18 protein-coding genes are annotated in these 23105 nt (G+C 70.8%); 9 read left to right on the top strand and 9 right to left on the bottom strand.

Annotated features, from left to right (window positions below; genetic code table 11):
* Positions 1-25: 25 nt before the first annotated feature.
* From EV187_RS16600 to EV187_RS16580, 5 genes are all read left to right on the top strand, one after another.
* Positions 26-1075: an ABC transporter ATP-binding protein gene (locus EV187_RS16600; RefSeq protein ID WP_130354201.1), complete on the top strand. Its 1050-nt coding sequence runs from the start codon at positions 26-28 to the stop codon at positions 1073-1075.
* A gap of 74 nt (positions 1076-1149) precedes the next feature.
* Positions 1150-2331: an ABC transporter substrate-binding protein gene (locus EV187_RS16595; RefSeq protein ID WP_130354200.1), complete on the top strand. Its 1182-nt coding sequence runs from the start codon at positions 1150-1152 to the stop codon at positions 2329-2331.
* 123 nt (positions 2332-2454) lie between these two features.
* Positions 2455-3405 carry an ABC transporter permease gene (locus EV187_RS16590; protein WP_130354199.1) on the top strand — a complete coding sequence of 317 codons (951 nt, stop codon included), beginning with the start codon at positions 2455-2457 and terminating at the stop codon, positions 3403-3405.
* A 9-nt stretch (positions 3406-3414) separates the two neighbouring features.
* The gene (locus tag EV187_RS16585) at positions 3415-4215 is read left to right on the top strand and encodes an ABC transporter permease (RefSeq protein ID WP_130354198.1); all 801 of its coding nucleotides are present in this window, start codon (positions 3415-3417) and stop codon (positions 4213-4215) included.
* Positions 4216-4429: 214 nt separating this feature from the next.
* On the top strand, positions 4430-7651 hold the full coding sequence (locus EV187_RS16580; RefSeq protein WP_130354197.1) for an ExeM/NucH family extracellular endonuclease: 3222 nt from the start codon (positions 4430-4432) through the stop codon (positions 7649-7651).
* Positions 7652-7764: 113 nt separating this feature from the next.
* Here EV187_RS16580 and EV187_RS16575 read toward each other — a convergent pair whose 3' ends face one another.
* A complete protein-coding gene (locus EV187_RS16575; RefSeq protein ID WP_242609670.1) occupies positions 7765-9591 on the bottom strand; it encodes a vWA domain-containing protein in 1827 nt (608 codons plus the stop codon).
* Positions 9592-9910: 319 nt separating this feature from the next.
* Entirely contained in the window at positions 9911-10465 is a 555-nt protein-coding gene (locus EV187_RS16570; RefSeq protein WP_130354195.1) for a hypothetical protein, read from the bottom strand.
* Positions 10466-10574: 109 nt separating this feature from the next.
* On the opposite strand from EV187_RS16570, the gene EV187_RS16565 reads away from it, so the two are divergent.
* Both EV187_RS16565 and ubiG read left to right on the top strand, forming a co-directional pair.
* Positions 10575-11180, top strand: coding sequence for a nucleoside deaminase (locus tag EV187_RS16565; protein ID WP_130354194.1), 606 nt, complete (start codon positions 10575-10577; stop codon positions 11178-11180).
* A gap of 21 nt (positions 11181-11201) precedes the next feature.
* Complete coding sequence (ubiG, locus tag EV187_RS16560; RefSeq protein ID WP_130354193.1) at positions 11202-11972, top strand: bifunctional 2-polyprenyl-6-hydroxyphenol methylase/3-demethylubiquinol 3-O-methyltransferase UbiG; 771 nt, start codon at positions 11202-11204, stop codon at positions 11970-11972.
* A gap of 135 nt (positions 11973-12107) precedes the next feature.
* Here ubiG and EV187_RS16555 read toward each other — a convergent pair whose 3' ends face one another.
* Entirely contained in the window at positions 12108-12845 is a 738-nt protein-coding gene (locus EV187_RS16555; protein WP_130354192.1) for a MarR family winged helix-turn-helix transcriptional regulator, read from the bottom strand.
* Between the two features lie 97 nt (positions 12846-12942).
* On the opposite strand from EV187_RS16555, the gene EV187_RS18820 reads away from it, so the two are divergent.
* A complete protein-coding gene (locus EV187_RS18820; RefSeq protein WP_242609669.1) occupies positions 12943-13608 on the top strand; it encodes a MarR family winged helix-turn-helix transcriptional regulator in 666 nt (221 codons plus the stop codon).
* Positions 13609-13614: 6 nt separating this feature from the next.
* On the opposite strand, the gene EV187_RS16545 is transcribed toward EV187_RS18820, so the two are convergent.
* From EV187_RS16545 to EV187_RS16520, 6 genes are all read right to left on the bottom strand, one after another.
* Positions 13615-14763: an ABC transporter ATP-binding protein gene (locus EV187_RS16545; RefSeq protein WP_207221875.1), complete on the bottom strand. Its 1149-nt coding sequence runs from the start codon at positions 14761-14763 to the stop codon at positions 13615-13617.
* Entirely contained in the window at positions 14760-15791 is a 1032-nt protein-coding gene (locus EV187_RS16540; protein WP_130354191.1) for an ABC transporter permease, read from the bottom strand. Before EV187_RS16540 ends, EV187_RS16545 begins: the two co-directional genes overlap by 4 nt.
* 1 nt (position 15792) lies before the next feature.
* Entirely contained in the window at positions 15793-16773 is a 981-nt protein-coding gene (locus EV187_RS16535; protein WP_130354190.1) for an ABC transporter permease, read from the bottom strand.
* The gene (locus EV187_RS16530; protein ID WP_130354189.1) at positions 16770-17810 is read right to left on the bottom strand and encodes an ABC transporter ATP-binding protein; all 1041 of its coding nucleotides are present in this window, start codon (positions 17808-17810) and stop codon (positions 16770-16772) included. Before EV187_RS16530 ends, EV187_RS16535 begins: the two co-directional genes overlap by 4 nt.
* 141 nt (positions 17811-17951) lie before the next feature.
* Positions 17952-19610, bottom strand: coding sequence for an ABC transporter substrate-binding protein (locus EV187_RS16525; protein WP_242609668.1), 1659 nt, complete (start codon positions 19608-19610; stop codon positions 17952-17954).
* Positions 19611-19665: 55 nt separating this feature from the next.
* Positions 19666-22233 (bottom strand): beta-glucosidase family protein, encoded by a 2568-nt coding sequence (locus EV187_RS16520; protein ID WP_242609667.1) that lies wholly within the window; start codon positions 22231-22233, stop codon positions 19666-19668.
* A 220-nt stretch (positions 22234-22453) separates the two neighbouring features.
* Between EV187_RS16520 and EV187_RS16515 the strand changes: the two genes are divergently transcribed.
* Entirely contained in the window at positions 22454-23089 is a 636-nt protein-coding gene (locus EV187_RS16515) for a TetR/AcrR family transcriptional regulator (protein ID WP_130354187.1), read from the top strand.
* Positions 23090-23105: the final 16 nt, after the last annotated feature.

Raw genomic sequence — 23105 nt, 5'->3', positions numbered from 1 at the left:
AGACACGCACATCGAAGGAGACGTCATGACCGACCAGCAGCCGGCCATTCGGCTGACCGGACTCACGAAGGAGTTCGGCGCCGTCACCGCCGTCGACCACGTCGACCTCGAGATCGCGGCGGGCGAGTTCTTCTCGATGCTGGGGCCCTCGGGCTCGGGCAAGACGACCGTGCTGCGGCTCATCGCCGGCTTCGAGCAGCCCACCGACGGCACCATCGAGCTCTTCGGCCAGGACGTCACGAAGCGCGCCCCGTTCGACCGCGACGTCAACACGGTCTTCCAGGACTACGCCCTCTTCCCGCACATGAACGTGATCGACAACGTCGCCTACGGACTGCGGGTGCGGGGCATCGGCCGGAAGGAGCGCAACGAACGTGCGGCACGGGCGCTCGCCTCGGTGCGCCTCGAGCAGCTGGCCGGCCGCAAGCCGTCGCAGCTCTCGGGCGGCCAGCGCCAACGCGTCGCGCTCGCCCGCGCCACGGTGGTGGAGCCGAAGGTGCTCCTCCTCGACGAGCCGCTCGGCGCGCTCGACCTCAAGCTCCGCGAGCAGATGCAGGTCGAGCTCAAGGAGATCCAGCGCGACCTGGGCATCACCTTCATCTTCGTCACGCACGACCAGGAGGAGGCGCTCACGCTCTCCGATCGCATCGCGGTGTTCAACAACGGGCGCATCGAGCAGCTCGGCACGCCCGACGAGCTGTACGAGCGCCCGACCTCGCGCTTCGTGGCCGACTTCGTCGGCACGTCGAACCTCTTCGACCACGAGCGGTCGGTCGCCCTCCTCGGCCGCGCCGGCCATCACTCGGTGCGCCCCGAGAAGATGACCGTCACGCACGACGGCCTCGATGGGGACGGCGTCGTCAACGTGCACGGCACGGTGGTCGAGGCGATCTACCTCGGCAGCGGCGTGCGGCTCGTCGTCGACCTCGACGACGGCACCCGCGTGACGGTGCTCGAGCAGAACGTGCGCGGCCGTGCCCACGACGACGAGCGGGGCGACCGGGTCGTCGTCTCATGGCACGACGACGACGTCGTGCCCCTCGGCACCGAGGTCCTCCCGGGCATCTCGGGCTGAGGCATCCGATCGCGGCTTCGGCGGCGACACCGACCTGCACCACACTGCACCACACAGAGAAACAGGAGAGAACCATGAAGCGGAACCCGCGCACGGTACGCCGTGGCGCCACCGTCGGGCTCGCGATCGCCTCGGTCGCGCTGCTCACGGCGTGCGGCACGGCCCAGGGCGGCGGCTCGGACAGCGGCGAGGCCGCCACCGAGCTCGGTGAGATGGAGGGCCAGGTCTCGCTGCTCGCGTGGCCCGGCTACGTCGAGGACGGGTCGAACGACCCCGCGGTCGACTGGGTCACGCCCTTCGAGGAGGAGACCGGCTGCGAGGTCAGCACCAAGACCTTCGGCACGTCCGACGAGGCGCTCAACCTCATGAAGACCGGCGAGTACGACGTGGTCTCCGCGTCGGGTGACGCCTCGCTCCGACTCGTCGCCGCCGGCGACGTGGCTCCCGTGAACACCGACCTCATCCCGAACTACGAGAACATCTACCCCTTCCTCAAGGACCAGGCGTGGAACTCCGTCGACGGGGTGCCGTACGGCGTGCCCCACGGCTACGGTGCGAACCTCCTCATGTACAACACGGAGGTCTTCCCGACGGCGCCCACCTCGTGGGACGTCGTGTTCGACAAGTCGGGCGACTACGCCGGCAAGGTGACGGCGTACGACTCGCCGATCTACATCGCGGATGCCGCGGTCTACCTCATGGCCCACAGCCCCGAGCTCGGCATCGAGAACCCCTACGCCCTCGATGAGGAGCAGCTCGCCGCCGCCGTCGACCTGCTGAAGCAGCAGCGCGCGAACATCGGCGAGTACTGGTCGGACTACCTCAAGGAGATCCAGGCGTTCACGACCGGCGACACGGTCGTCGGCACGAGCTGGCAGGTCATCCAGAACGTGCTCGAGAGCGAGGGGGCGACCACCCAGGTCGTGCTCCCCGACGAGGGCACCACCGGATGGTCGGACACCTGGATGATCTCGTCCGAGTCGAAGAACCCGAACTGCGCCTACGCGTGGCTCGACTACATCGCGAGCCCCGAGGCGAACGCGGCGGCCACGTCGTACTTCGGCGAGGCGCCGTCGAGCGACGAGGCCTGCGACTACCGCGAGGACTGCGAGGCGTACCACGCCGGAGACGCCGACTACGCGTCGCAGATCTGGTACTGGTCGACGCCCATCGAGGAGTGCCTCGACGGACGCACCGACGTGCAGTGCACCGACTACGCCGCCTGGACCGAGGCGTGGCAGGAGATCAAGGGCTGACCCGGCCCTGACCCGGAGCGGCCCGGCCCGACGAGGCCGCCCCACCCCTGCGGGTCGAGGAGCCCGCGCACCCGACGCGGCTCCTCGGCCCGCAGAACCCCGTTCGACACGACAGGACCACGCATGACGACGCACGCCCCCGCACCGCCCGGAGCACCCGTGCCGGCGCCCGACCGCACGCACTCGCCCGTGCCGCGGCCCCGCCGCACGGCGGCGCGCGCGGCATCCGTCTTCCTCAGCACCCACCCGCGCACGCGGCTCGCGCTGCTGCTCGGCGCGCCGCTCTTCTGGCTGGGCGTCGTCTACATCGTCGCGCTCGTGCTGCTGCTCGTCACCGCGTTCTGGACCGTCGACAGCTTCACCGGCGAGATCAGCCAGGAGTGGACGCTCGACAACATCATCACCGTGCTCACCGGCTCGCTGTACCAGACGGTGACGCTGCGCACGCTGGGCGTCGCCCTGCTCGTGACCCTCATCGACGTGGTCCTCGCGCTGCCGATCGCCTTCTTCATGGCGAAGGTGGCGACGCCGCGGATGCAGCGCATCCTCGTGATCGCGGTGCTCACCCCGCTCTGGGCGAGCTACCTCGTGAAGGCCTACGCCTGGCGGTCGGTGCTCTCGCAGGACGGCATCCTCGAGTGGCTCGTCGCGCCGTTCGGCGGCAGCACGCCCGGCTACGGACTGCCGGCCACGATCATCACCCTGTCGTACCTCTGGCTGCCCTACGTGATCCTCCCGATCTACGCGGGACTCGAGCGCGTTCCCGACTCGCTGCTGGAGGCCTCGGCCGACCTCGGCGGTCGCACCTGGCCGACCATTCGCCTGGTCGTGTTCCCGCTCGTGCTGCCCGCGATCATCGCCGGCACGATCTTCAGCTTCTCGCTCTCGCTCGGCGACTACATCACCGTGAACATCGTCGGCGGCGCGAACCAGATGCTCGGAAACCTCGTCTACACGAACGTCGGCGCCGCGAACAACCTGCCCCTCGCCTCGGCGATCGCGCTCATCCCGATCGTGATCATCTTCGGCTACCTCTTCCTCGTGCGCCGCACCGGCGCCCTCGACAACCTCTAGGGGCGACGGATGCGACTCTCTCGACTCTCCCGCACGACGCTCGGCATCGTCACGGGCCTCATCCTCGTGATCGTCTACGTGCCGCTGTTCGTCGTGCTCGTGAACTCGTTCTCCACGTCGACGTCGCTCACGTGGCCGCCGCCCGGCTTCACGCTCGAGTGGTGGGGCCGCGCGTTCCAGAGCGCCGGTGCCATGGAGGCCGTGTGGACCAGCGTGCAGATCGCGGTGATCGCCACGATCATCTCGCTCGTGCTCGGCACGCTCATCTCGCTCGCGTTGCAGCGGTTCTCGTTCTTCGGCCGCGACGCGATCAGCCTGCTGATCATCCTGCCGATCGCACTGCCGGGCATCATCACCGGTATCGCGCTCAACAACTTCTTCCGCACGATCATGGGAGTCCCGCTCTCGATCTGGACGGTGGTGATCGCGCACGCCACGTTCTGCATCGTGACGGTCTTCAACAACGTGATCGCGCGCCTGCGGCGCCAGGGAACGAACCTCGAGGAGGCGTCGGCCGACCTCGGCGCCGGCGTGTGGACGACCTTCCGCCTCATCACCTTCCCGCAGCTGCGATCGGCGCTCCTCGCCGGCGGCCTGCTCGCGTTCGCCCTCTCGTTCGACGAGATCATCGTCACGACCTTCACCGCCGGCTCGGGGGTGACGACGCTGCCGATCTTCATCCTGAACAACATGTTCCGGCCCAACCAGGCGCCGATCGTCTCGGTGATCGCCGTGGTGCTGGTCGTGGTGTCGATCATCCCCATCTACATCGCCCAGCGTCTGTCGGGGTCCGAGCAGCAGCGGCGGTAGGGCGGATGCACCGGGCGTCGCTCGCGGCTCGACGACGGATGCCGCGCGGCCCGCGCCCGTGCTCACATGTGGGATCCCGGCTACCGCTCGTGCACATTCGAGCGCGTTCACCGGAACTTCGCCGGGGTGCCCTTCCGCCGCATCCGATGGCTCGCATAGTCTGACCGCGATCCGGGGATCCGAACGGCACCCGGGCGCGAAGCAGGGAGCCGCCATGCACCGGTCCGTCCGCCGCCTCACCGTCACCGTCGTCACGGCGGCGCTCGCCACCGCCGGCTTGGCGACGGCCCCCTCTGCCGCGGTGGCGGCCGCGCCCACCGAGCTGCTCATCTCCGAGTACATCGAGGGCAGCTCGTTCAACAAGGCGCTGGAGATCGCGAATCCGACATCCGGGTCGGTCGATCTCACGGCGGGCGCGTATTCGGTGCGCATGTCGTTCAACGGCGGCACGAGCGTCGCGAACATCCCCCTCACCGGCACGGTCGCCGCGGGGGGCGTGCACGTGCTCGCCCAGTCGACGGCGGGCCCCAACGTCCTCGCTGCGGCCGACCAGACGAGCACGACGAGCTTCTTCAACGGCGATGACGCGATCATGCTCCTGCGCGGCGACACCGTCGTCGATTCGATCGGTCAGCTCGGTGTGGACCCGGGCACCGAGTGGGGCACCGGGCTCACCTCGACCGCTGACAACACCCTGCGTCGTGTGGCGACGGTATGCGCGGGTGACTCGAATCCCTCCGACTCGTTCGACCCGGCTGCGGAATGGATCGGATTCGCCCAGGACGCCTTCGACGGGCTCGGTGCCCACACCTCGGACTGCGACGGTACCGTCCCCGATCCCCCGACCCCGATCATCAACGAGTTCTCGGCGGACACGGTCGACCCCGACGTCGAGTACCTCGAACTGCTCGAGGACGCCGGCGCCGACCTGTCGGGCTCCGTGGTGCTCGAGGTGGAGGGCGATGCCGGTTCGGCCATCGGCACCGTCGACGAGGTGATCGCGCTCGGAACCGCCGACGCCGACGGACGGTACCTCGTGGAGCTGGCAGCCGGCACCCTCGAGGACGGGAGCATCTCGTTGCTCGTCGTGAACGGCTTCACCGGAGCCGTCGGCGACGACCTCGACGTTGAGGACGACGGTGTGCTCGACCCGGGCCACGCGTTCGACGTCGTCGACGCCGTCGCGGTCTGGGACGGCGCTCCGAGCGATGTGACCTACGGCGGCACCGTGCTCGACGCGGGCGACGGCACGTTCGGCGACCACGCTCCCGGTGGCGCGTCTCGCATCCCCGATGGCACCGACACCGGCTCGCCGGCCGACTGGGTGCGCAACGACTTCGACCTCGCCGGACTCCCCGACCTCACCGGCACGCCGGTGCTCGGCGAGGCTCTCAACACCCCGGGTGCGGCGAACGCGCTCGTCGAGGTCGTCGAGGACCTGTGCGAGGCGGAGGTCGTGACGATCGGGTCGGTGCAGGGATCCGGCCCGGCCTCGACGGTCGCCGGGTCGACCGTCGACGTCGAGGGTGTGGTGACCGGCGACTTCCAGGGTGGGGGTGCCCTGAACGGCTATTACGTGCAGGACGGCGGGGATGGCGACTCCGCCACGTCCGACGGCATCTTCGTCTACTCGCCCGACGGCCTCGACGTGTCCGCCGGCGATGTGGTGCACGTCCGCGGGGCGGTGAGCGAGTTCAACGGGCTGACCGAGATCACCGTCGGCGACGCCGACGTGTGCGCCTCCGGCGCCGCGCTGCCGCAGCCGGTCGCCCTGCAGATGCCCGCCACCGACGAGCTCCGCGAGTCGCTCGAGGGCACGCGCGTGGTCCTCCCGCAGTCGCTCGCGGTCCTCGACCTGTTCACGTACCCCCGGTTCGGCGAGCTGTCGCTCGGCCTCGGCCGCCAGTTCCAGCCGACCGCGGTCGTCGAGCCCGGCTCGCCCGAGCGCACGGCGCTCATCGCGAAGCAGCTCGAGGAGCGGATCTGGCTCGACGACGGACGGGGCGTCCAGAATCCGGATCCCCTCCGCCACCCGAACGGCGGGGCGTTCACCCGGGACAACAGCGTGCGCAGCGGCGACCTCGTGACGAACGCGACCGGCATCCTCGACTGGAGGTTCGACGTCTGGCGCATCCAGCCCACGCAGGGCGCCGACGTCTCCGCCAACCCGCGTCCCGCGGTGCCCGAGGTCGGCGGCACGACGACGGTCGCGAGCTTCAACGTGCTGAACTACTTCACGACGCTCGACCAGCCGAACGTCCCCGGCGACCAGCGCGGCGCGAACGACCAGGAGGAGTTCGACCGCCAGGAGGCGAAGATCGTCGCGGCCCTCGCCGCGATCGACGCCGACGTCTTCGGGCTCATCGAGATCGAGAACAACGCCGGCGTCGCCCTCGACGCACTCGTCGGGGCCCTCAACGCGGCGACCACGCCCGGGAGGTATGCGGCGCTCCACACGCCGAAGCTCGGCACGGATGCCATCACGACGGCACTGATCTACCAGCCGGCCGAGGTGGCCCCCGTCGGGCCCTTCGCGGTGCTCGACTCGACCGTCGACCCCGACTTCGCGGCGAACAACCGGCCGGCCCTCGCGCAGACGTTCACCGACCTCGAGGTCGGCGGCGAGGTGACCGTCGTCGTCAACCACCTGAAGTCGAAGGGCTCGGACTGCGACGCGCTCGGAGACCCCGATACCGGCGACGGCCAGGGCAACTGCAACCTGACCCGCGTCGCCGCCGCCGAGGCACTGGCCGAGTGGCTCCAGGGCGACCCGACCCGCCAGGGCACCGTCGGCCGCGAGCTGATCATCGGCGACCTGAACTCGTACGACCACGAGGACCCGATCGATGCGCTGCGGACCGCAGGCTACACCGACCTCGAGCTCCGTGAGCACGGCGAGCACGCCTACTCGTACAACTTCGACGGCGAACTCGGGTACCTCGACTACGCGATGGCGGGCACCGACCTGGCCGACGACGTGACCGGGGCCGGGGCGTGGACGATCAACTCCGACGAGTCGGCGCTGTACGACTACAACCGCGAGTTCAAGTCGGCGTCGCAGTTCGCCCTCTGGGCGCCCGACCCCTACCGCTCGAGCGACCACGACCCGGTGGTCGTGGGACTCGACCTCACGCCGCCCGACACGACGGCTCCCGAGCTCGCGCTCTCCGCGTCGCCCGACGCGATCTTCCCGCCCAACAAGAAGCTGCGCGCCGTGTCGGTGGAGGTCGTCGCCACCGATGACTCCGGCGGCCCGGTGTCGGTCGACCTGGTCTCGGCGACGGCGGCCGCCGGCCTCGGCGAGGTCCAGATCGTCTCCGACACCGAGTTCCGGATGCGGGCCATCCTCGGCGCCGTGTACACGCTCGTGTACTCGGCGACCGACGAGGCCGGCAACGTCACCACCGCGTCGGTCGTGGTCAGGGTGATCCGCTAGGAATCCGAGCACGGATGCCGCGCAGCGAGGGCCGCGCGGCATCCGTGGTCTCACGCGGCATCCGTCTCACGCGATGCACGTCGCTCGCGAGGGGCGACCGGGGCGACGGGATCTCAGAAGCTCGTGACGAGGTCCCCGAGCACGTCGCCGACCTTGGTCGGGTCGGTCGCGTCGTAGTAGTGGGCGCCGGTCGCGCTCGAGATCGACTGGAGCGTCGCCACGTCGGCGTCGGCACCGTAGGCGAGCGTGAAGACGAGCACCGGGTTGTGGTCGTGGTGGCCCTTGAGGTTCCCGATCATCTGATCGGCGGTGATCGTGGGCGTCAGCGTCTCGTTCTTGCCGTCGCTCAGCAGCACGATCGCATTGATGCGGTCGGCCTGCCAGTCGTTGGAGCGTTCCTGCACGAAGGTGTCGACGGCCGAGTAGAGCGGCGTGAACTCGATGGGCTTCAGGGCTCCGAGCGCCTTCAGGAAGCCGGCGCGCTCGGTGCCGATGTCGGCCACGGGACTCACGAGGCCCGGGGTGATCGGGCCGTCGTCGACGGCCGAGAATGCGGCGAGTCCGACGTTGTCGCCCGGCGTGAAGTGACCCAGTGCCTGCGTGATCGCGTCCTTCGCGGCGGCGAGCTTGGTCTTGCCGCCTGTGATCGGCTCCTCCATCGAACCCGAGACGTCGACGAGGAACAGTACCTCGGCGCGCTTGCGCACCTCGGGGAACGCCTCGTGGGACGCGCGGATGACCCGGGCGCTCGGGAAGGGCAGCGCGCCCGTCTGGTCCGTCGAGAGCGCCCCGACCTCCGCCACGAGCGGGTCGAGCTCGCCGTTGAGGTCGCGGTACCCCGATTCACGGACGATCTGCTGGCCCTGCTTGGTGGCCGTGTAGCGCAGGAAGTCCTGGCCGGCCGCGGCCTCGTCGTCGTCGACCCAGGTGCCGGTCATGACCACCGCGGGATTGTCGGCCTCGTAGTAGCCGTCGCTCGGGTAGATCGGCACGAGCTGCTCCTCGGGAGGATCGCTCTGCACCCGCGTGACGCCGTCGCGGCTCGTGATGCCGCGGTTGTAGTCCCACACCGACTTCTCGTCGACGATGACGGCGGAGAGGAAGTCCGACACCGACCCGGCGTCCTCCGACTGGCGGGCGTGCCAGAGGAAGTGCTCGGGGGTCGCCATGTAGTGGCTCGTCGAGAGCTCGTGCTGCCGGACCTCGTCGGTGACCTCGGCGTCCTCGATCTGGTCGGCCGTGAGGTCGGCCAGCGAGCCCGCGGCGGAACCGTACGAGGCGAGCAGCGCCGCCTCACCGGAGCTGGCGATGAGCGGGCTGGTCTTGCCCAGCTTGAACGTGCCCCACTCGGGGTGACCGAGGTCGGTCCAGGCGTTCTCGTCCTCGGATGCCGCGAAGACCTCGTCCCACGTGGGGGACTCCTGGTCCCAGCCGATCGCCGTCGCGAGCCCCTTGGGCATGGCGAGCACGATGTCGGACGACCCCACGCTCGCGCTCTCGGCGGGCACGCTGGCCCCGCCGCCGGTGTTGCGGGCGATCCCGATCCACGAGCTCGCGTCGGGGATCCACACGGTCGGACGCTGGTCCTCGGGGAGCGCCTGGAAGTTGGCGGCCGCGTCCTCGGCGGCGAGTCCGGACTTGTCCTTCGTCGCGACGACGCTCACGCACTTGCCGTCGACGTCGCGCGGCTGGCCGTTGTAGCCGTCGACGAGCCGGGAGACCATCTCGGAGTTCTCGAGCGATGAGAGCACGGTCACGGTCGTGCAGGGGGCGGCGCCGGCCGCTGCGGCCGGCTCGTCCTCGGCGAACACCACCGGCTCGGCGGCCACGGGCGTCTCGGTGGCGCCGCCGGCGTCATCGGACGAGTCCTGGCTGGTGAGCATCAGTGCCGTCGCCGTGCCGCCCGCGAGGAGCACGAGCACGAGTGCGCCCGCGATCACGATCCATCGTGTGCGCGAACGACGGCGGCGCTGCTCGCGCTCCCGACGCTGTGCGCGCCGCGGTGCGGGACCCCCGGCGCTCACGCGCTCGCTCCCGTGCGGAGGCCGCGGACCGAGGGGTCACCGAGCACCGCATGCGGCGAGCCGGTCGCGCGACAAACGGATGCGATGGGCAACGTTCGGTCCTCGGATGGGGGGTAGGGACGAAGGCGAGCATATATCGAGGACCTGAGCAGACCCAAGGGTCCACCTTGGCGAATGCCGTGAGGATGCCGTGCGCGACCTGACCGTACGCACCCTCGTCGCCGTCGCGCCGCGATCACGATGTCGCGTTCACCATGCCGATGATCACGGCGGTCCACCATGCGATCTGGGAGATGATCGCGCTCCCGATGAATCGTGCGCGGGCGCGTTTCGGCAGGGCCTTGAACCGCATCTTGCGCGGGAACCCGGCGAAGTACATCGTCCAGCGGGTGAGTGCGACGCCGTTGAGCGAGAGCACGAGCACGGCGCCCAGCTTGACGAGTGTCGCCGGCGACGACAGGTCGGGGTGGAGCAGGGCGCCGCTGGCGAGCAGGCCGATCAGTCCGGCCCAGATCGGCAGCTTCAGTGTGAGGTCGACCTGGCGCAGGTCGCGCACCGAGCGCCACTCCGTCATCCAGAGGATGCCGTACCACTCGACCATCAGCACCGCGCCGAACCCGATGATGAGCGAGGCGAGGTGCACGAAGAGCGCGAGCGCGTGCAGCCACGGCGGCGCGACCAGGAGGGTGCTGAGCCAGATGGATGCCGCCCAGCCGGCGGCGATCGCGACGTAGGCCACTGCTCGCCGGCGTCGCCGGTGCCGCTGCTTGGCCTTGAGGGTCATCGTCACGGATTTAGCGCCGGCCTCTCGCTCGGTTGTCGCGTGCTCGCACGCCGTTTGTGGTCCGCCGTCAGATTACCGAACGCAGGGGAGGTCCAGGCGCGGCAGAATGGGTCGCATGGACGCAGCGCTCGCCTCCACGTTCACCGCTTCGCTGCCGCCGTGGCTGATCGAGGAGCTGCCGGCGCTCGCCGAGGGGCCACCGCCCGGGACCGCCGAGGAACGGATCCGGCTCGTGAACCGCCTGGCCGACCGCAACTGGCGGGCGGGCAACGGGGGTCCGTTCGCGGCGATCGTGGTCGACGCGGCATCCGGTGCCCTCGTCTCGGTGGGGGTCAACGTCGTGCTCGCGACCCGGCTGAGCTCGGTGCACGCCGAGGTGATGGCGCTCAGCCTCGCGCAGCGGGCGCTCGGTCGATGGGACCTGGGTGCCGACGACACCGAACTCGAGCTGGTGGTCAATTGGCGCCCGTGCGTGATGTGCTACGGCGCGACGATGTGGTCGGGGGTGCGGGCGTTGACCATCGCGGGCGAGGGCGCCGAGGTCGAGGAGCTCACCGGGTTCGACGAGGGGCCGATGCCCGAGGACTGGATCGGGGAGTTCGAGCGGCGCGGCATCCGCGTCTCGGTCGGCATCGGGCACGACGAGGCGATCGACGTGTTCCGCGCGTTCGGCGCATCCGACGCCGTCGTCTACAACGCCCGCGGCGCGAGCGAGGTGTAGGCCGGGCGGGCGCGGGGACGCATGCCGATCGACAACGACGTCTACGACCGGCTCGGAGCGAGCTGGTGGAACGAGGACAACCCGCTGAACATGCTCCACGGCAGCTGCACGCCGGGGCGCATGGCGTTCTTCCGCGAGGTCCTCGAGCGACGGGGCGTGGCCGGGGGCCGGGCGCTCGACATCGGATGCGGCGCCGGCTTCATCGCCGAGGAGCTCGCGGCACTGGGCTTCGGCGTGACCGGGATCGATCCCTCGCGGGTCGCGATCGAGGCGGCCCGTGCCCACGCGGCGCAGCGCGGCCTCGGCATCGCGTACCTGGTGGGCCCGGGCGAGGAGCTCCCGTTCGCGGATGCCGCCTTCGACCTCGCGACCTGCTGCGACGTGCTGGAGCACGTGCGCGACCTCGACCGCGTCGTCGCCGAGACGGCGCGGGTGCTCAGGCCCGGCGGGCTCTACCTCTTCGACACGATCAATCGCACGTGGCGGAGCCGGGTGATCGCCATCAAGGCCATGCAGGAGTGGCGCCTGACGCGCATCATGGACACCGCGATCCACGAGTGGTCGATGTTCATCCCGCCAGAGGAGCTCCGGACGACCCTCGCCCGGCACGGGCTGGACGTCGTGGAGCTGGCGGGGCTCGCGCCGCGCGCGAGCGTGCCCGCCATCCTCACCGCCTTGCGCCACGCCCGGCGCGGCCGGATCAGTTACGGGGAGCTGAGCCGCAGGCTCGATTTCGGCCGGGTCAGGTCGCTGGGCCTGTCGTACCTGGGATTCGCCGTCCGTCGTCCCTGAGCGGGGCGGGATCGCGGGTGAGACCGTCGGTCGACGGGCCGTGGTGCCGAGGGCCCGACGGCGTCGCCGAGCCGCCCGCGCGCGGCGGAGCCGGGAGCGACCGGGTCGAGCGCTCCCGGCTCCGGATCCGAGGCGTCAGGCCTCGGGGTGCGGCCGGCCGCGGTGACGACGGCCGCGGCCGTCGTGCCGGTCGTCATCGTGCAGGTGCACGTGGACGTGGACGTCCTGCCGGCCATGCTGCGGGCCGAAGCCCGGACGAGGCCCGAACCCGGCGTGCGGGTGGAAGCCGTGCGAGCCGAACGGCTGCGCGGCCTCGGCGCCCTCGAATCCGTGGCCGCGCCCGAATCCGTGGCGCATCCCGGCGCCGCGCCACTGGCCGAAGCCGTGGCGACGACCGCCGCGGCGGCCACGGGGCATCGGGTGCGACTCGTCCCAGCCGAGCTCGCGGGCGATCGCCTCGAGGCTTCGCAGCATCGTCGCGAAGTCCTCCGCTGGGACGGCGCCGGCGACGCGCTCGCGGAGCGCGCTCACCTGGCCTTCGAGGCGGTCGCGGGCCTCACGGCCGGCGTCGGTGAGCACGGGCGGCGCGCCCGTGATCCAGCCGCGCTCGGCGAGGCGGTGCAGGGAGTGGGGCTTCGCGCGGAGCCCTTCCGCGAGCCGCTCGTCGCGAGCTTCGCCCGCGAGGAGGTTGAGCATCCGCCAGTCGCGGCGGGTGATCCCGTCGGCGGCGAAGAGCGTCTCCATCTCCTCGGAGAGGCGACGGTCGACGAGCTTGAGCCAGAAGCCGAAGGGCCGGTCGGTGCCGGCGTATGCTCCGGGCCGTTCCTCGTCGGAGCGGTCGGGCTGGTCTGGGTCGGTCTGATCGGTGGTCATGGTGTGCCTTTCTCGGTGCGCCCCTCCGGGCGCCCGGCGCGCGTTGCGCGGTGTTCGAGTTGCATGTCAACTGACATGTATATGTACAATGACATGTATGACCCCGCCTCGTCAAGACGGTCCCGGCGAATCCTCAGGTTCCGACGACTCCGACGAGTCCGATCGCGACGACGAGCGGGCCGGCGATCCCATCGCCGCCGTCGAGGCGGCCCTCGGAGCGTTCCGCGGGCGCGGGCCGGGCGGGCCGTTCGGGCCGGGGCCGTTCGGCGCCGGGCCGGGTGCGTTCGGCCGCGGACCGGGTGGCTGGGGCGGACCGCCCGGGGGGCACGGCCTGCACGGCGGCCCGTTCGGCGACCAGGCCCACCGGGCCCACCACGAGCACGGCGGGCGCGGTCATCACGGCGGACACGGTGGCCCGGGCGGGCGGGGAGGCCACGCCGCGATGCGGCTGCTCGTCGTGCTCGCCAACCACGGGCCGAGCTCGGTGAGCGACCTTGCCGGCGCGATCGGCGTCGACCAGCCGCGCGCCAGCCGCCTCGTGCAGGCGGCCGTCGACGCGGGCCACGTGCGACGCGAGGTCGACCCCGCAGATGCCCGGCGCAGCATCCTCGCGATCACCGACGCGGGGCGGGCCGCGCTCTCGGCCGTGATCGACCACCGGCGCACCGCGGTCGAGCGTGCGCTCGCCGACTTCACCCCCGCCGAGCGCGCGGAGTTCGCGCGGCTGCTCACGCGGTTCGCGGAGGCCTGGGGCCGCGGCTGAGCCGTCTCAGCGCGCAGAGAGCTCGGGCGGAACGGGCAGGGGCTGCTCGCCGACGGCGCGCACGGCGGCGGGGTCGTGGCGCAGGCAGGCCACCGAGCGGCGGGGGTCGTCGCCGGGCACGTCAGGGAACACGAGCTCGGGGTTCACCTTCGAGCAGGCGTCGAACGCGAACGCGCACCGATCGCGGAAGGGACATCCGCCCCCGAGCTTCGACAGGTCGGGCGGCGAGCCCGGGATGCCGGTCAGCTCACGACGCGGCCCGCGCAGCGGCGGGAACGAGTGCAGCAGCGCCGACGAGTACGGATGCCGCGGGCGCTGGTAGACGTCGCGCGCGGCCGCATCCTCGACGATCTCGCCCGCGTACATGATCGCGATGCGATCGGCGATCTCGATGAGCAGCGACACGTCGTGCGTGATGAAGATCACCGAGAAGCCGAGCCGATCACGGAGGTCGGCGATCTGCTCGACGATCTGCCGCTGCATGACCACGTCGAGCGCGGTCGTGGGCTCGTCCATGATGAGCACCTGCGGGTCGAGCGCGAGCGCCATGGCGATCATCACGCGCTGCCGCATGCCCCCCGAGAGCTGGTGCGGGTAGGACCGCAGCCGATCGGGCGAGATGCCCACGAGCTCGAGCAGCTCGGCCGAACGTTCGAGTGCCTCCTTCTGCGACACCTCGGGCCGGTGCGCGCGGATGCCGTCGGCGATCTGCCGCCCGACGCGGAACACCGGGTTCAGCGAGTTCATCGCGCCCTGGAACACGATCGCGAGGTCCTGCCACCGCGAGGCGCGCAGCTGCGCGTCGTTCAGCCGCAGGATGTCGGTCGTCGTGCCGTCGCGGTCGGTGAAGAGCACCTCGCCGCCGGTGATGAGCCCGGGCGGCGGCAGCAGCCGGGTCGCCGCGTAGGCGAGGGTGGACTTGCCGCAGCCGGATTCGCCGGCGAGGCCGAGCACCTCGCCGCGCTCCAGGGTGAGCGACACCTGGCGCAGCACGTGCACCGGGTCGCCGTCGTAGCCGTAGTCGACCGAGAGGTTCCTGATCTCGAGCACCGGGTCGCTCACGGGCGTGAGCGCGGGCGTGCGCACGTCGGGCTGACCGAGCGGAAGCCCGAGCGGGTCTCCGAACGGCTGCCCGAACGGACTCGTGATGGTCATGCGCGGTCCTCCTTCGCCTCGTACACGACCGGCGTGAAGCCGATGCGGGGTCGGATGCCTCGCTTGCGCAGCGACTTCGCGTTGAGGCCGGTCGAGCGCAGGCGCGGGTTGACGAACTCGTCGATGCCGAAGTTGATGAGCGTCAGCGACATCCCGAGCAGGGCGATGCAGAGGCCGGCCGGCACGAACCACCACCAGGCGCCGCGCTGGAGCGCGAGCTGCGACTGCGCCTGGTAGAGCACGGTGCCCCAGTTCCACTCTCCCGTGTTGCCGATGCCGATGAACGACAGCGTGATGAGCGAGAGCACCGCGAACGCGACCGTGCCGACGAAGCCGGCGGCGATGATGGCCGTGAGGTTCGGCAGGATCTCGGCCGTGATGATGCGCCAGGTGCGCTCGCCGCTCGCACGAGCCGCCTCGACGAAGTCGCGTCGTCGCAGCGACAGCGTCTGGGCTCGCAGCACCCTGGCACCCCACGCCCAGCCGGTGATCGCGATCACGAGGGCGACGGTGACGCCGCCGACGGTGGGCAGCTGCCCGGCGATGAGGATGATCAGCGGCAGCTGGGGGATCACGAGGAACACGTTCGCGATCACGGAGAGGGTCTCATCGCCGAGCCCGCCGACGTAACCGGCCGTGACGCCGATGATCACGCCGATGGTGGTCGCGACGATGCCGGCGACGAAGCCGACGACGATGACGCCGCGCGTGCCGACGAGGATCTGCGAGAACACGTCCTGCCCGAGGTGCGTGGTGCCGAACCAGTGCTCCCACGACGGCGGCTGCAGGATGTCGTCGCTGCGGGCACTCGGGTCGTAGGGCGCGATCCACGGGCCGATGATGGCGATGAGGAAGAAGAATGCCAGGATCACCATGCCGGCGATCGCCTTCGAGTTGCGCAGGAAGAGGAACTTCCGCGGCTCGCGCGACGATCGGCGGGGCGCCGACGAGACGACGCCCGTTTCGGGCGCCTGCGACGGGCGGGCGAGCTCCTCGCCCTCCTCGACGATGCTGGTGTCGATCGTCATCTCAACCCTCCTGTCGGGTGCGCGGGTCGAGCACCCCGTAGACGAAGTCCGCCACGATGTTCGCGAACAGCACCGCGAGCGTGATGACGAGGAAGATGCCCTGCATCAGCGGGTAGTCCTTCGCGGCCACCGCCGTGAACAGGAAGTACCCGATGCCCTGGTACGAGAACACGATCTCCATGACGAGGGTGCCGCCCACGATGAACCCGAGCGACAGCGCGAAGCTCGACACCTGCGGCAGCACCGCGTTGCGGGCGGCGTAGCCGAACATGACGGCGCGCTCCGAGAGGCCCTTGGCCTGGGCGACGGTGACGTAGTCCTCGGACGAGACGGTGACCATCATGTTGCGCATCCCGAGGATCCAGCCCGCGATCGACGAGATGACGATGGTCATCGCTGGCAGGAAGCCGTAGTAGATCACCGACCCCACGAACTCCCACGACCACGTCGGGATGAGCGACCGGTCGTAGCTGCCGCTCGCCGGGAACCAGCCGAGCGTCACCGAGAACAGCGAGATGGCGATGAGGGCGAGCCAGAAGTAGGGCACCGACGAGAAGAACGTCGAGATCGGCAGGAGCGAGTCAGCCCAGGTGCCGCGGCGCCAGCCGATGCCGGTGCCGATGAGCGTGCCGATCGTGAAGCTGATGATCGTCGCGATGCCGACGAGCCCGATCGTCCACGGCAGCGCCTGCTGGATGACCTCGGTCACCGGGGTCGGGAAGTATGTGAACGAGATGCCGAGCTCGCCGTGCAGGATCAGCCCCCAGTAGTCGAGGTACTGCTGCCAGAGCGACACGTCCTGGTCGAGGCCGAAGAGCGCGCGGAGCGCCTCAGTCGCGTCGGGCGAGATGCGCCCCTGGTTCTTGGCGATCAGCGCGCTCACCGGGTCGCCGGGGAGGAGGCGCGGGATGAGGAAGTTGATCGTGACCGCAGCCCAGAAGGTGATCACGTAGAACATGAACCGGCGCAGGAAGAACCTCATTCGCGTTCCCCCTTCCTCGCGAAGGCCTCGACGGCGGAACCCAGCTCGGGACGGTCGGGTCGGTCCGAGTACCCCCAGCACGCCGCCTCGCGCCCCTCTCCCACCGGGATGAGCGGGGGCACCTCGATGCGGCACAGCTCGGTCGCGAACGGGCAGCGCGGGTTGAAGCGGCATCCGCTCGGGGGATTCACCAGGCTCGGCGCCTCGCCGCGCGCACCGTGCGCGCGCGCCTCGAGGTCGTCGGGGTCGGGTGCCGATCGCACGAGGAGCTGGGTGTACGGATGCTTCGGGTCCTGCGTCACCGACTCGGAGTCGCCGCTCTCGACGATGCGTCCGGCGTACATGACCATGGTGCGGTCGGCGAAGTACCGGGCCGACGCGATGTCGTGCGTGATGTAGAGGATCGCGAGCTGCAGGCGGTCGCGCAGGTCCTGCAGCAGGTTCAGGATGCCGAGGCGGATCGACACGTCGAGCATCGAGATCGGCTCGTCGGCCAGGAGCACCTCGGGATCGGCCGCCAGTGCCCGGGCGATGGCCACGCGTTGGCGCTGGCCGCCCGACAGCTCGTGCGGGAACTTGTCGATGTAACGCGCCGAGGGGGTGAGCTGCACGCGGTCGAGCAGCTCGTCGAGGGCCTCCTCGAGGACGGCGCCCCGGCGGCGCCCGCGGTGGATCCGGATGCTGCGCGTGAGCGTGTACCGCACGGTGTGCACCGGGTTCAGCGAGCCGAACGGGTCCTGGAAGATCATCTGCACCCGGCCCACGTAGCGGCGGAACGCGGTTCGGCCGCGGGCCGTGGCATCCTCGCCGTGCAGCAGGATGCGCCCGCCGGTGGCCGGCATGAGCTGGGCGAGCAGGCGCGCGATGGTCGACTTGCCCGAGCCCGACTCGCCGACGAGGGCGAGCACGCGGCCGCGGTGGAGCTCGAGGTCCACGTCGTCGACGGCGTGGACGACGCCGCGCGATCGGGAGCCGCGCAGCTTGAAGTGCTTCTGCAGGTCGACGGCCTGCAGCACGGGGGACTCGGGTCGGGTCATCGTCACGTCCTCGTGGGTGGGAGCCGGAGCGGTGCGGAGGAGCCGGTGCGGAGCCGGTGGGAAGCCGGTGCGCTGCGGAGCCGGTGCGGTGCGGCGGGTGCACCGCACCGGCTCAGGAGCGTACTCCTCGGTCGCCTCGGACTACTCGGTGGGCTTCAGCTTCGAGAGGATCAGCGCCGCCTGCGGGCCCGTGGGCTGCGGGTTGGCGTAGGGGTCCTCGGCGGTGGGGAAGCCGGTGTAGTTCACCGTGGAGTACTGCGCCACCGCCGGACGCGACCAGATGATGATGCCGGGCACGTCCTCGACGAACCGCTGCTCGACGACGTCGAGCGCGGCCTGGCGCTCCTCGTCGCTCGTGGCGGCCTTGTAGGTCGCGAGCGCCTGGGTAACCTCGTCGTTCCGGTAGCGGCCGAAGTTCCAGTTGGCCGTCTCGCCGAGCGGCACGTATGAGGCGCCGTCCATGATGTTCGAGTACATGTTCCACGGGGTGGAGCCGCCGTCGGTCCAGTGCAGCGACGCCTGGAAGTTGCCGAAGGGGATGGTGTCGTTGAACCACGTGTCCTGCACGATCGGCTCGACGGTCGCCTCGGCGCCGATCGAGGCCGCACCCTCGGCGATGATGCCGAGCGCGTCGAGGTAGTCGGTCCAGCCGCTCGGGTTCGTGAGCGTGAACGTCACCGGCTCGCCGTCGGGGTCGATCAGCTTCTCGCCCTGGTAGGTGTACCCGGCGTCCGTCAGCACCTTCTTGGCGCCGTCGACGTCGACCTCGAGCTCCTGGCCTTGGTAGGCGTCGGAGATGAACGCGTCGCCCGATGGCTGCGGGAGGCCGGTCACGCTCGTGATCTCGGGCCAGACGCCGTAGCCGGCGGTCTGCGAGATGTCGCCGCGGTCGACGACCATGTTCAGCGCGGTGCGGAACGCGACGTTGTCGAACGGCTTCGTCTCGTTGTTCAGGTAGAGCACGTCGACGCCGAACCCGCCGCCGGCGACCTGTGCGTAGTGCTCGGGGTTCTTGGCGATGAACGTCGACTCGTAGTCGGGGATGAAGGTCCAGCCCCACTGCGCGTCGCCGGTGGTGAGCGCCGTGGTCAGGCCGGCGTTGTCGTTGAACGCGTCGTAGCGCAGCTGCCCGACCGTGGGCTTGCCGCCCCAGTAGTCCACGTTGGGCACGAGGGTGACGGCCTGCGGCGTGAACGACTTCAGCGTGTACGGGCCGGTGCCGATCATCTCGTCGTCGGTCCAGTTCACCGGATCCTGGTCGGCCCAGAGGTGCTCGGGCACGATGAGGAGCTTGTAGAGCTTCACCTGGTTGACGTACTGCCCGGTCGTGAAGTCGACGGTGACCTGATTGCCGTCGACGGTGATGTCGCCGTACTGATCGGGGAAGTCGATGTTCAGCTCGGGGTTGTCCTTGCGGAGCTGGATGGAGAAGGCGATGTCCTCGGCGGTGAAGTCCTCGCCGTCCGACCACTTCACGCCGTCGCGGGCGGTGATGACCGCCTGCGTCGAGTCGGCGTTCCACTCGACGGACTCGGCGAGCCATGGCAGCGGGTCCTGGGTGGGGTCGATCTCGTTGACCTGCATGAGCGACTCGTACACGGCGTACGCGTAGCCCAGCGAGAGGGAGGCGGAGCCGGTTGCGAGCGGGTTGTGGTTCGGCTGCTGCGGGCCGTTCGGCATGCCGACGGTCAGGACCTTCGCGCTCGTGTCACCGCCCCCGCCGCTGCCTGCGCTGCACCCCGTGAAAGCCAAGCCGGCGGCGACCAGTAGGGCGCCTGTGGCGAGGATGCTCTTTCGCATTTCCATGCCTCCTTGCATTTCGTGTGTGTGGGTTGGTGCGTGGTTCCTGTGGTGCTCAGCCCGGGATCGTGTAGGCGGTCTCGAGGCGGAGGTCTCGTGATGAGCGGCCGACGTGCACGCGGTAGGCGCCATCGGGCAGGGTCCAGCCGGCGGCATCCGTCGACCAGGTCTCGAAGGATCGGCGTTCGAGCCGGATGTCGACCGTGGCGGTGTCGCCGGCGCACACGTCGACGACGGCGAAGCCGGCGAGCCAGCGGATGGGCCGCACGTCGTCATCGGCGGCGGAGAGGTACAGCTGCACGACCTCGCGGCCGTCGCGGGCGGCGACGTTCGCGATGGTGACGCGGGCGATGGCGAGGGGTGCGGCCCCGGCTTCGTCGCCGGATGCCCCGTCGACGAGCTCGAGCGAGCGGTACTCCCACTCGGCATACCCGAGCCCGAACCCGAACTCGCGCGCCGGCGTGCGCCCGAGGCGGTCCCAGCCGCGGTGGCCGACGTCGAGTCCCTCGACGTAGTCGATCACGCCGTCGACCGGGATGCCGTGCGGCACGGGCACGTCCTCCTCCCGGGCGGGCAGCGTCCAGGGGAGCCGCCCGCTCGGCTCGATCGCGCCGCTGAGGACGGCGGCGAGCGATCGGCCCGCCTCCTGCCCGGGCAGCCACCACCAGAGCACGGCGGCCACGTCCTCGAGCCACGGCAGCAGCACGGGCGCGCCGGCGTTGACGACGACGACGGTGCGGGGATTCGCCGCGGCCACCCGTCGCACCAGCTCGTCCTGCCGCGCGGGGAGTGCGAGGTTCGGTCGGTCCCAGCCCTCGGACTCGCTCTCGGGGTTGGTGCCGACGACGACCACGGCGACCTCGGATGCCGCGGCCGCCGCCACGGCCTCGTCGAGCTCCTCGTCGACCGAGGGTCCCGGCGCGCGGTACCGGAAGTGCAGCCGGACGAATCGGCCGTAGGACTCGCCGTCGATGACCTGCACCTCGGCGTCGACGCGCACGGCGCGCGCGGCCTCGACGTCGATCACCGTCTCGACGCTCGGCGGGTTGCTGTAGCTCGAGTTCAGCACGACCTCGACGCCGACCCGCTGCTCGGACTCCGAGCGGAGGACGCCGTCGACCACGATGCGGTGGGCCCCGACGGGACCGAGTTCGACGACGTGCCGGCCGGCGTGTTCGAGCGAGACGTCGGTCATCACGCGAGCGGATGCCACGGCGTCGTCGTGCACGGGGAACCAGAGGCTCGCGGCATCCGGGAGCTGCATCGACTCGACGGTCGTGCCGTGGGCGTCGAGGAGGTCGATGCGGATGCCCGGCTCGCCGTCGGGCGTGGTGAGCAGCTCCGCCACGGCGAGCGGCGCACCGACGGTGGTGACGCCGCCGCGGTGCAGCGAGACCTCGGCCCCGGGGAATGCGGCGCGCAGCGCGTCGAGCGGTGCGCTCACGTGCGGGGGCGTGACGAACGCGCTGCCGCCGCCCTGGGTGAACGGCTCCACCGCGTTGTTGCCGATGAGGGCGATGCGCCCGCGCGGGGCCGGGTGGATCGGCAGCAGTGCGTCCTCGTTGCGGAGCACGACGGTGGAGCGGGCGGCGGCCTCGGTGAGGAGGTCGACGACCTCGTCGCCGGCGGGGTCGTCGGTGGCGCCGCTCATGTCGTAGGGCAGCGTCTCGCCGGCGAGGCCGCTGAGCGCGCCGACGCGCCCGGCGAGCCGCATGATGCGGGCGACCTTGTCGTCGATGACCGCCTCGGGCACGCGGCCGTCGCGCACCGCGGCGAGGAGTCCCTCGGCCCACGGGCCGCCGGGGCCCGGCATCACGAGGTCGAGGCCGCCGAGCGCCGGCTCGACCGCGGTCTTCGTGGCCAGCCAGTCGCTCACCACGATGCCGTCGTAGCCCCACTCGCCCTTGAGGATCCCGTTCAGCAGCGGGCCGTGCGCCGTGGCGGTCTCGGCGACGCCGTCGCGGGTGAGGCCGTTGTAGGCGGCCATGATGGTCCACACCCCCGCCTCGACGACGGCCTCGAAGGGCGCCAGGTAGACCTCGCGGAGCGTGCGCTCGTCGATGCGCGAGAGGTACTCGGTGCGGTCGGTCTCGGTCTCGTTGCCGACGAAGTGCTTGACGCAGGCGGCGATGCCCTGCTCCTGGATGGCCCGGACGAAGGCGACCGCGAGGCGCGCGGTGAGGAACGGGTCCTCCGACAGGCACTCGAAGTGGCGACCGCCCACCGGGCTGCGCTGCAGATTGACCACGGGCGCGAGGATCACGTCGACGGCCTTGCGCCGGGCCTCGCTGGCCATCAGCGCACCGAGCCGGGCCTGCAGCTCGACGTCCCACGTGGCGGCGGTCGCCGACGGCGCGGGGAGCTGCGCCGACGGCCGGCCGTCGTCGCCGGTGCCGCGCACCCCGATCGGACCGTCGGACACCGTCATCGTGCGCAGGCCGATCTCGGGGATCGCGCGGAGCGTCCAGGTGGCGGCGCCGGTGAGCAGCGCGACCTTCTCGTCGAGGGGGAGCGAGGCGGCGACGGCGGCGGGGTCGAGGGGCGTCGACGGGGCGATCGTCTCGGTGCCGGCCAGTGACCCGTTCGAGTCGGGGGCGCCGGTGGCGGTCGTCGTTGGGCTCACGCCTATACTCCATTCACAGCTCGTCGTTGAGTGACGAGGGACATGCTGGCACACTTACTGACTTGTAAGTAAGTTGGAGAATGTCACGGTTCGGTAACGTCGTGTCCGGTCGCTGACGGGCCCATGACGCGAGTGCTGCACTCGACTCGCGAACGTCGTCGGCACATCCGGCAAACGCAGCGGATGCCGCGGCGGCGAGCCGCACAGAAAGGAACCCGTGGTGGAGACAGCGCGAGACGACACGCGCGGCAGGCCCGCCGCCGAACGCGTGCAGCGCCCCCAGGCCAGGACGACCGAGCGGCGCGAGGCGGTGCTGAAGGCGGCGATGAACGTCTTCGGCGCCCGCGGCTACAACAAGGGCGCGCTCGTCGAGGTGGCCGAGCAGGCCGGCATGACGCACGCGGGCGTGCTGCACCACTTCGGCAGCAAGGAGGGCCTGCTCGTCGCGATGCTGAAGTACCGCGACGGCGAGGAGGTCGCCGGCGTGCCCGCGCGTGCGCAGACCGAGGGCCCCGCCTTCCTGCAGCACCTCGTCGACACCGTCGAGGAGAACACCCACCGGCGCGGCGTCGTGCAGGCGTACTCGGTGCTCTCGGGCGAGTCGGTGACCGACGGGCACCCCGCCCACGACTACTTCCAGGGGCGGTTCCACGGCCTCAGGGCGAAGATCGCGGGCGTGCTGGCCGAGGTGTCGGGCAGCACCGACGAGCAGGAGCTCGCCGACGCGGCATCCGCCCTCATCGCCATGATGGACGGGCTGCAGGTGCAGTGGCTCCTCGAGCCCGACGCCATCGACATGCCGCGCATCCTCGGCCGCACGATCGACGAGCTCGTGGAGCGGCTGCGGAAGGGCTGATCCGATGCGGCGACCC

Source organism: Agromyces ramosus, from assembly GCF_004216665.1.
GTDB lineage: Bacteria > Actinomycetota > Actinomycetes > Actinomycetales > Microbacteriaceae > Agromyces > Agromyces ramosus.
Note: the sequence above shows the minus strand (reverse complement) of the source record. Positions and strands in the feature narration are given on the sequence as shown.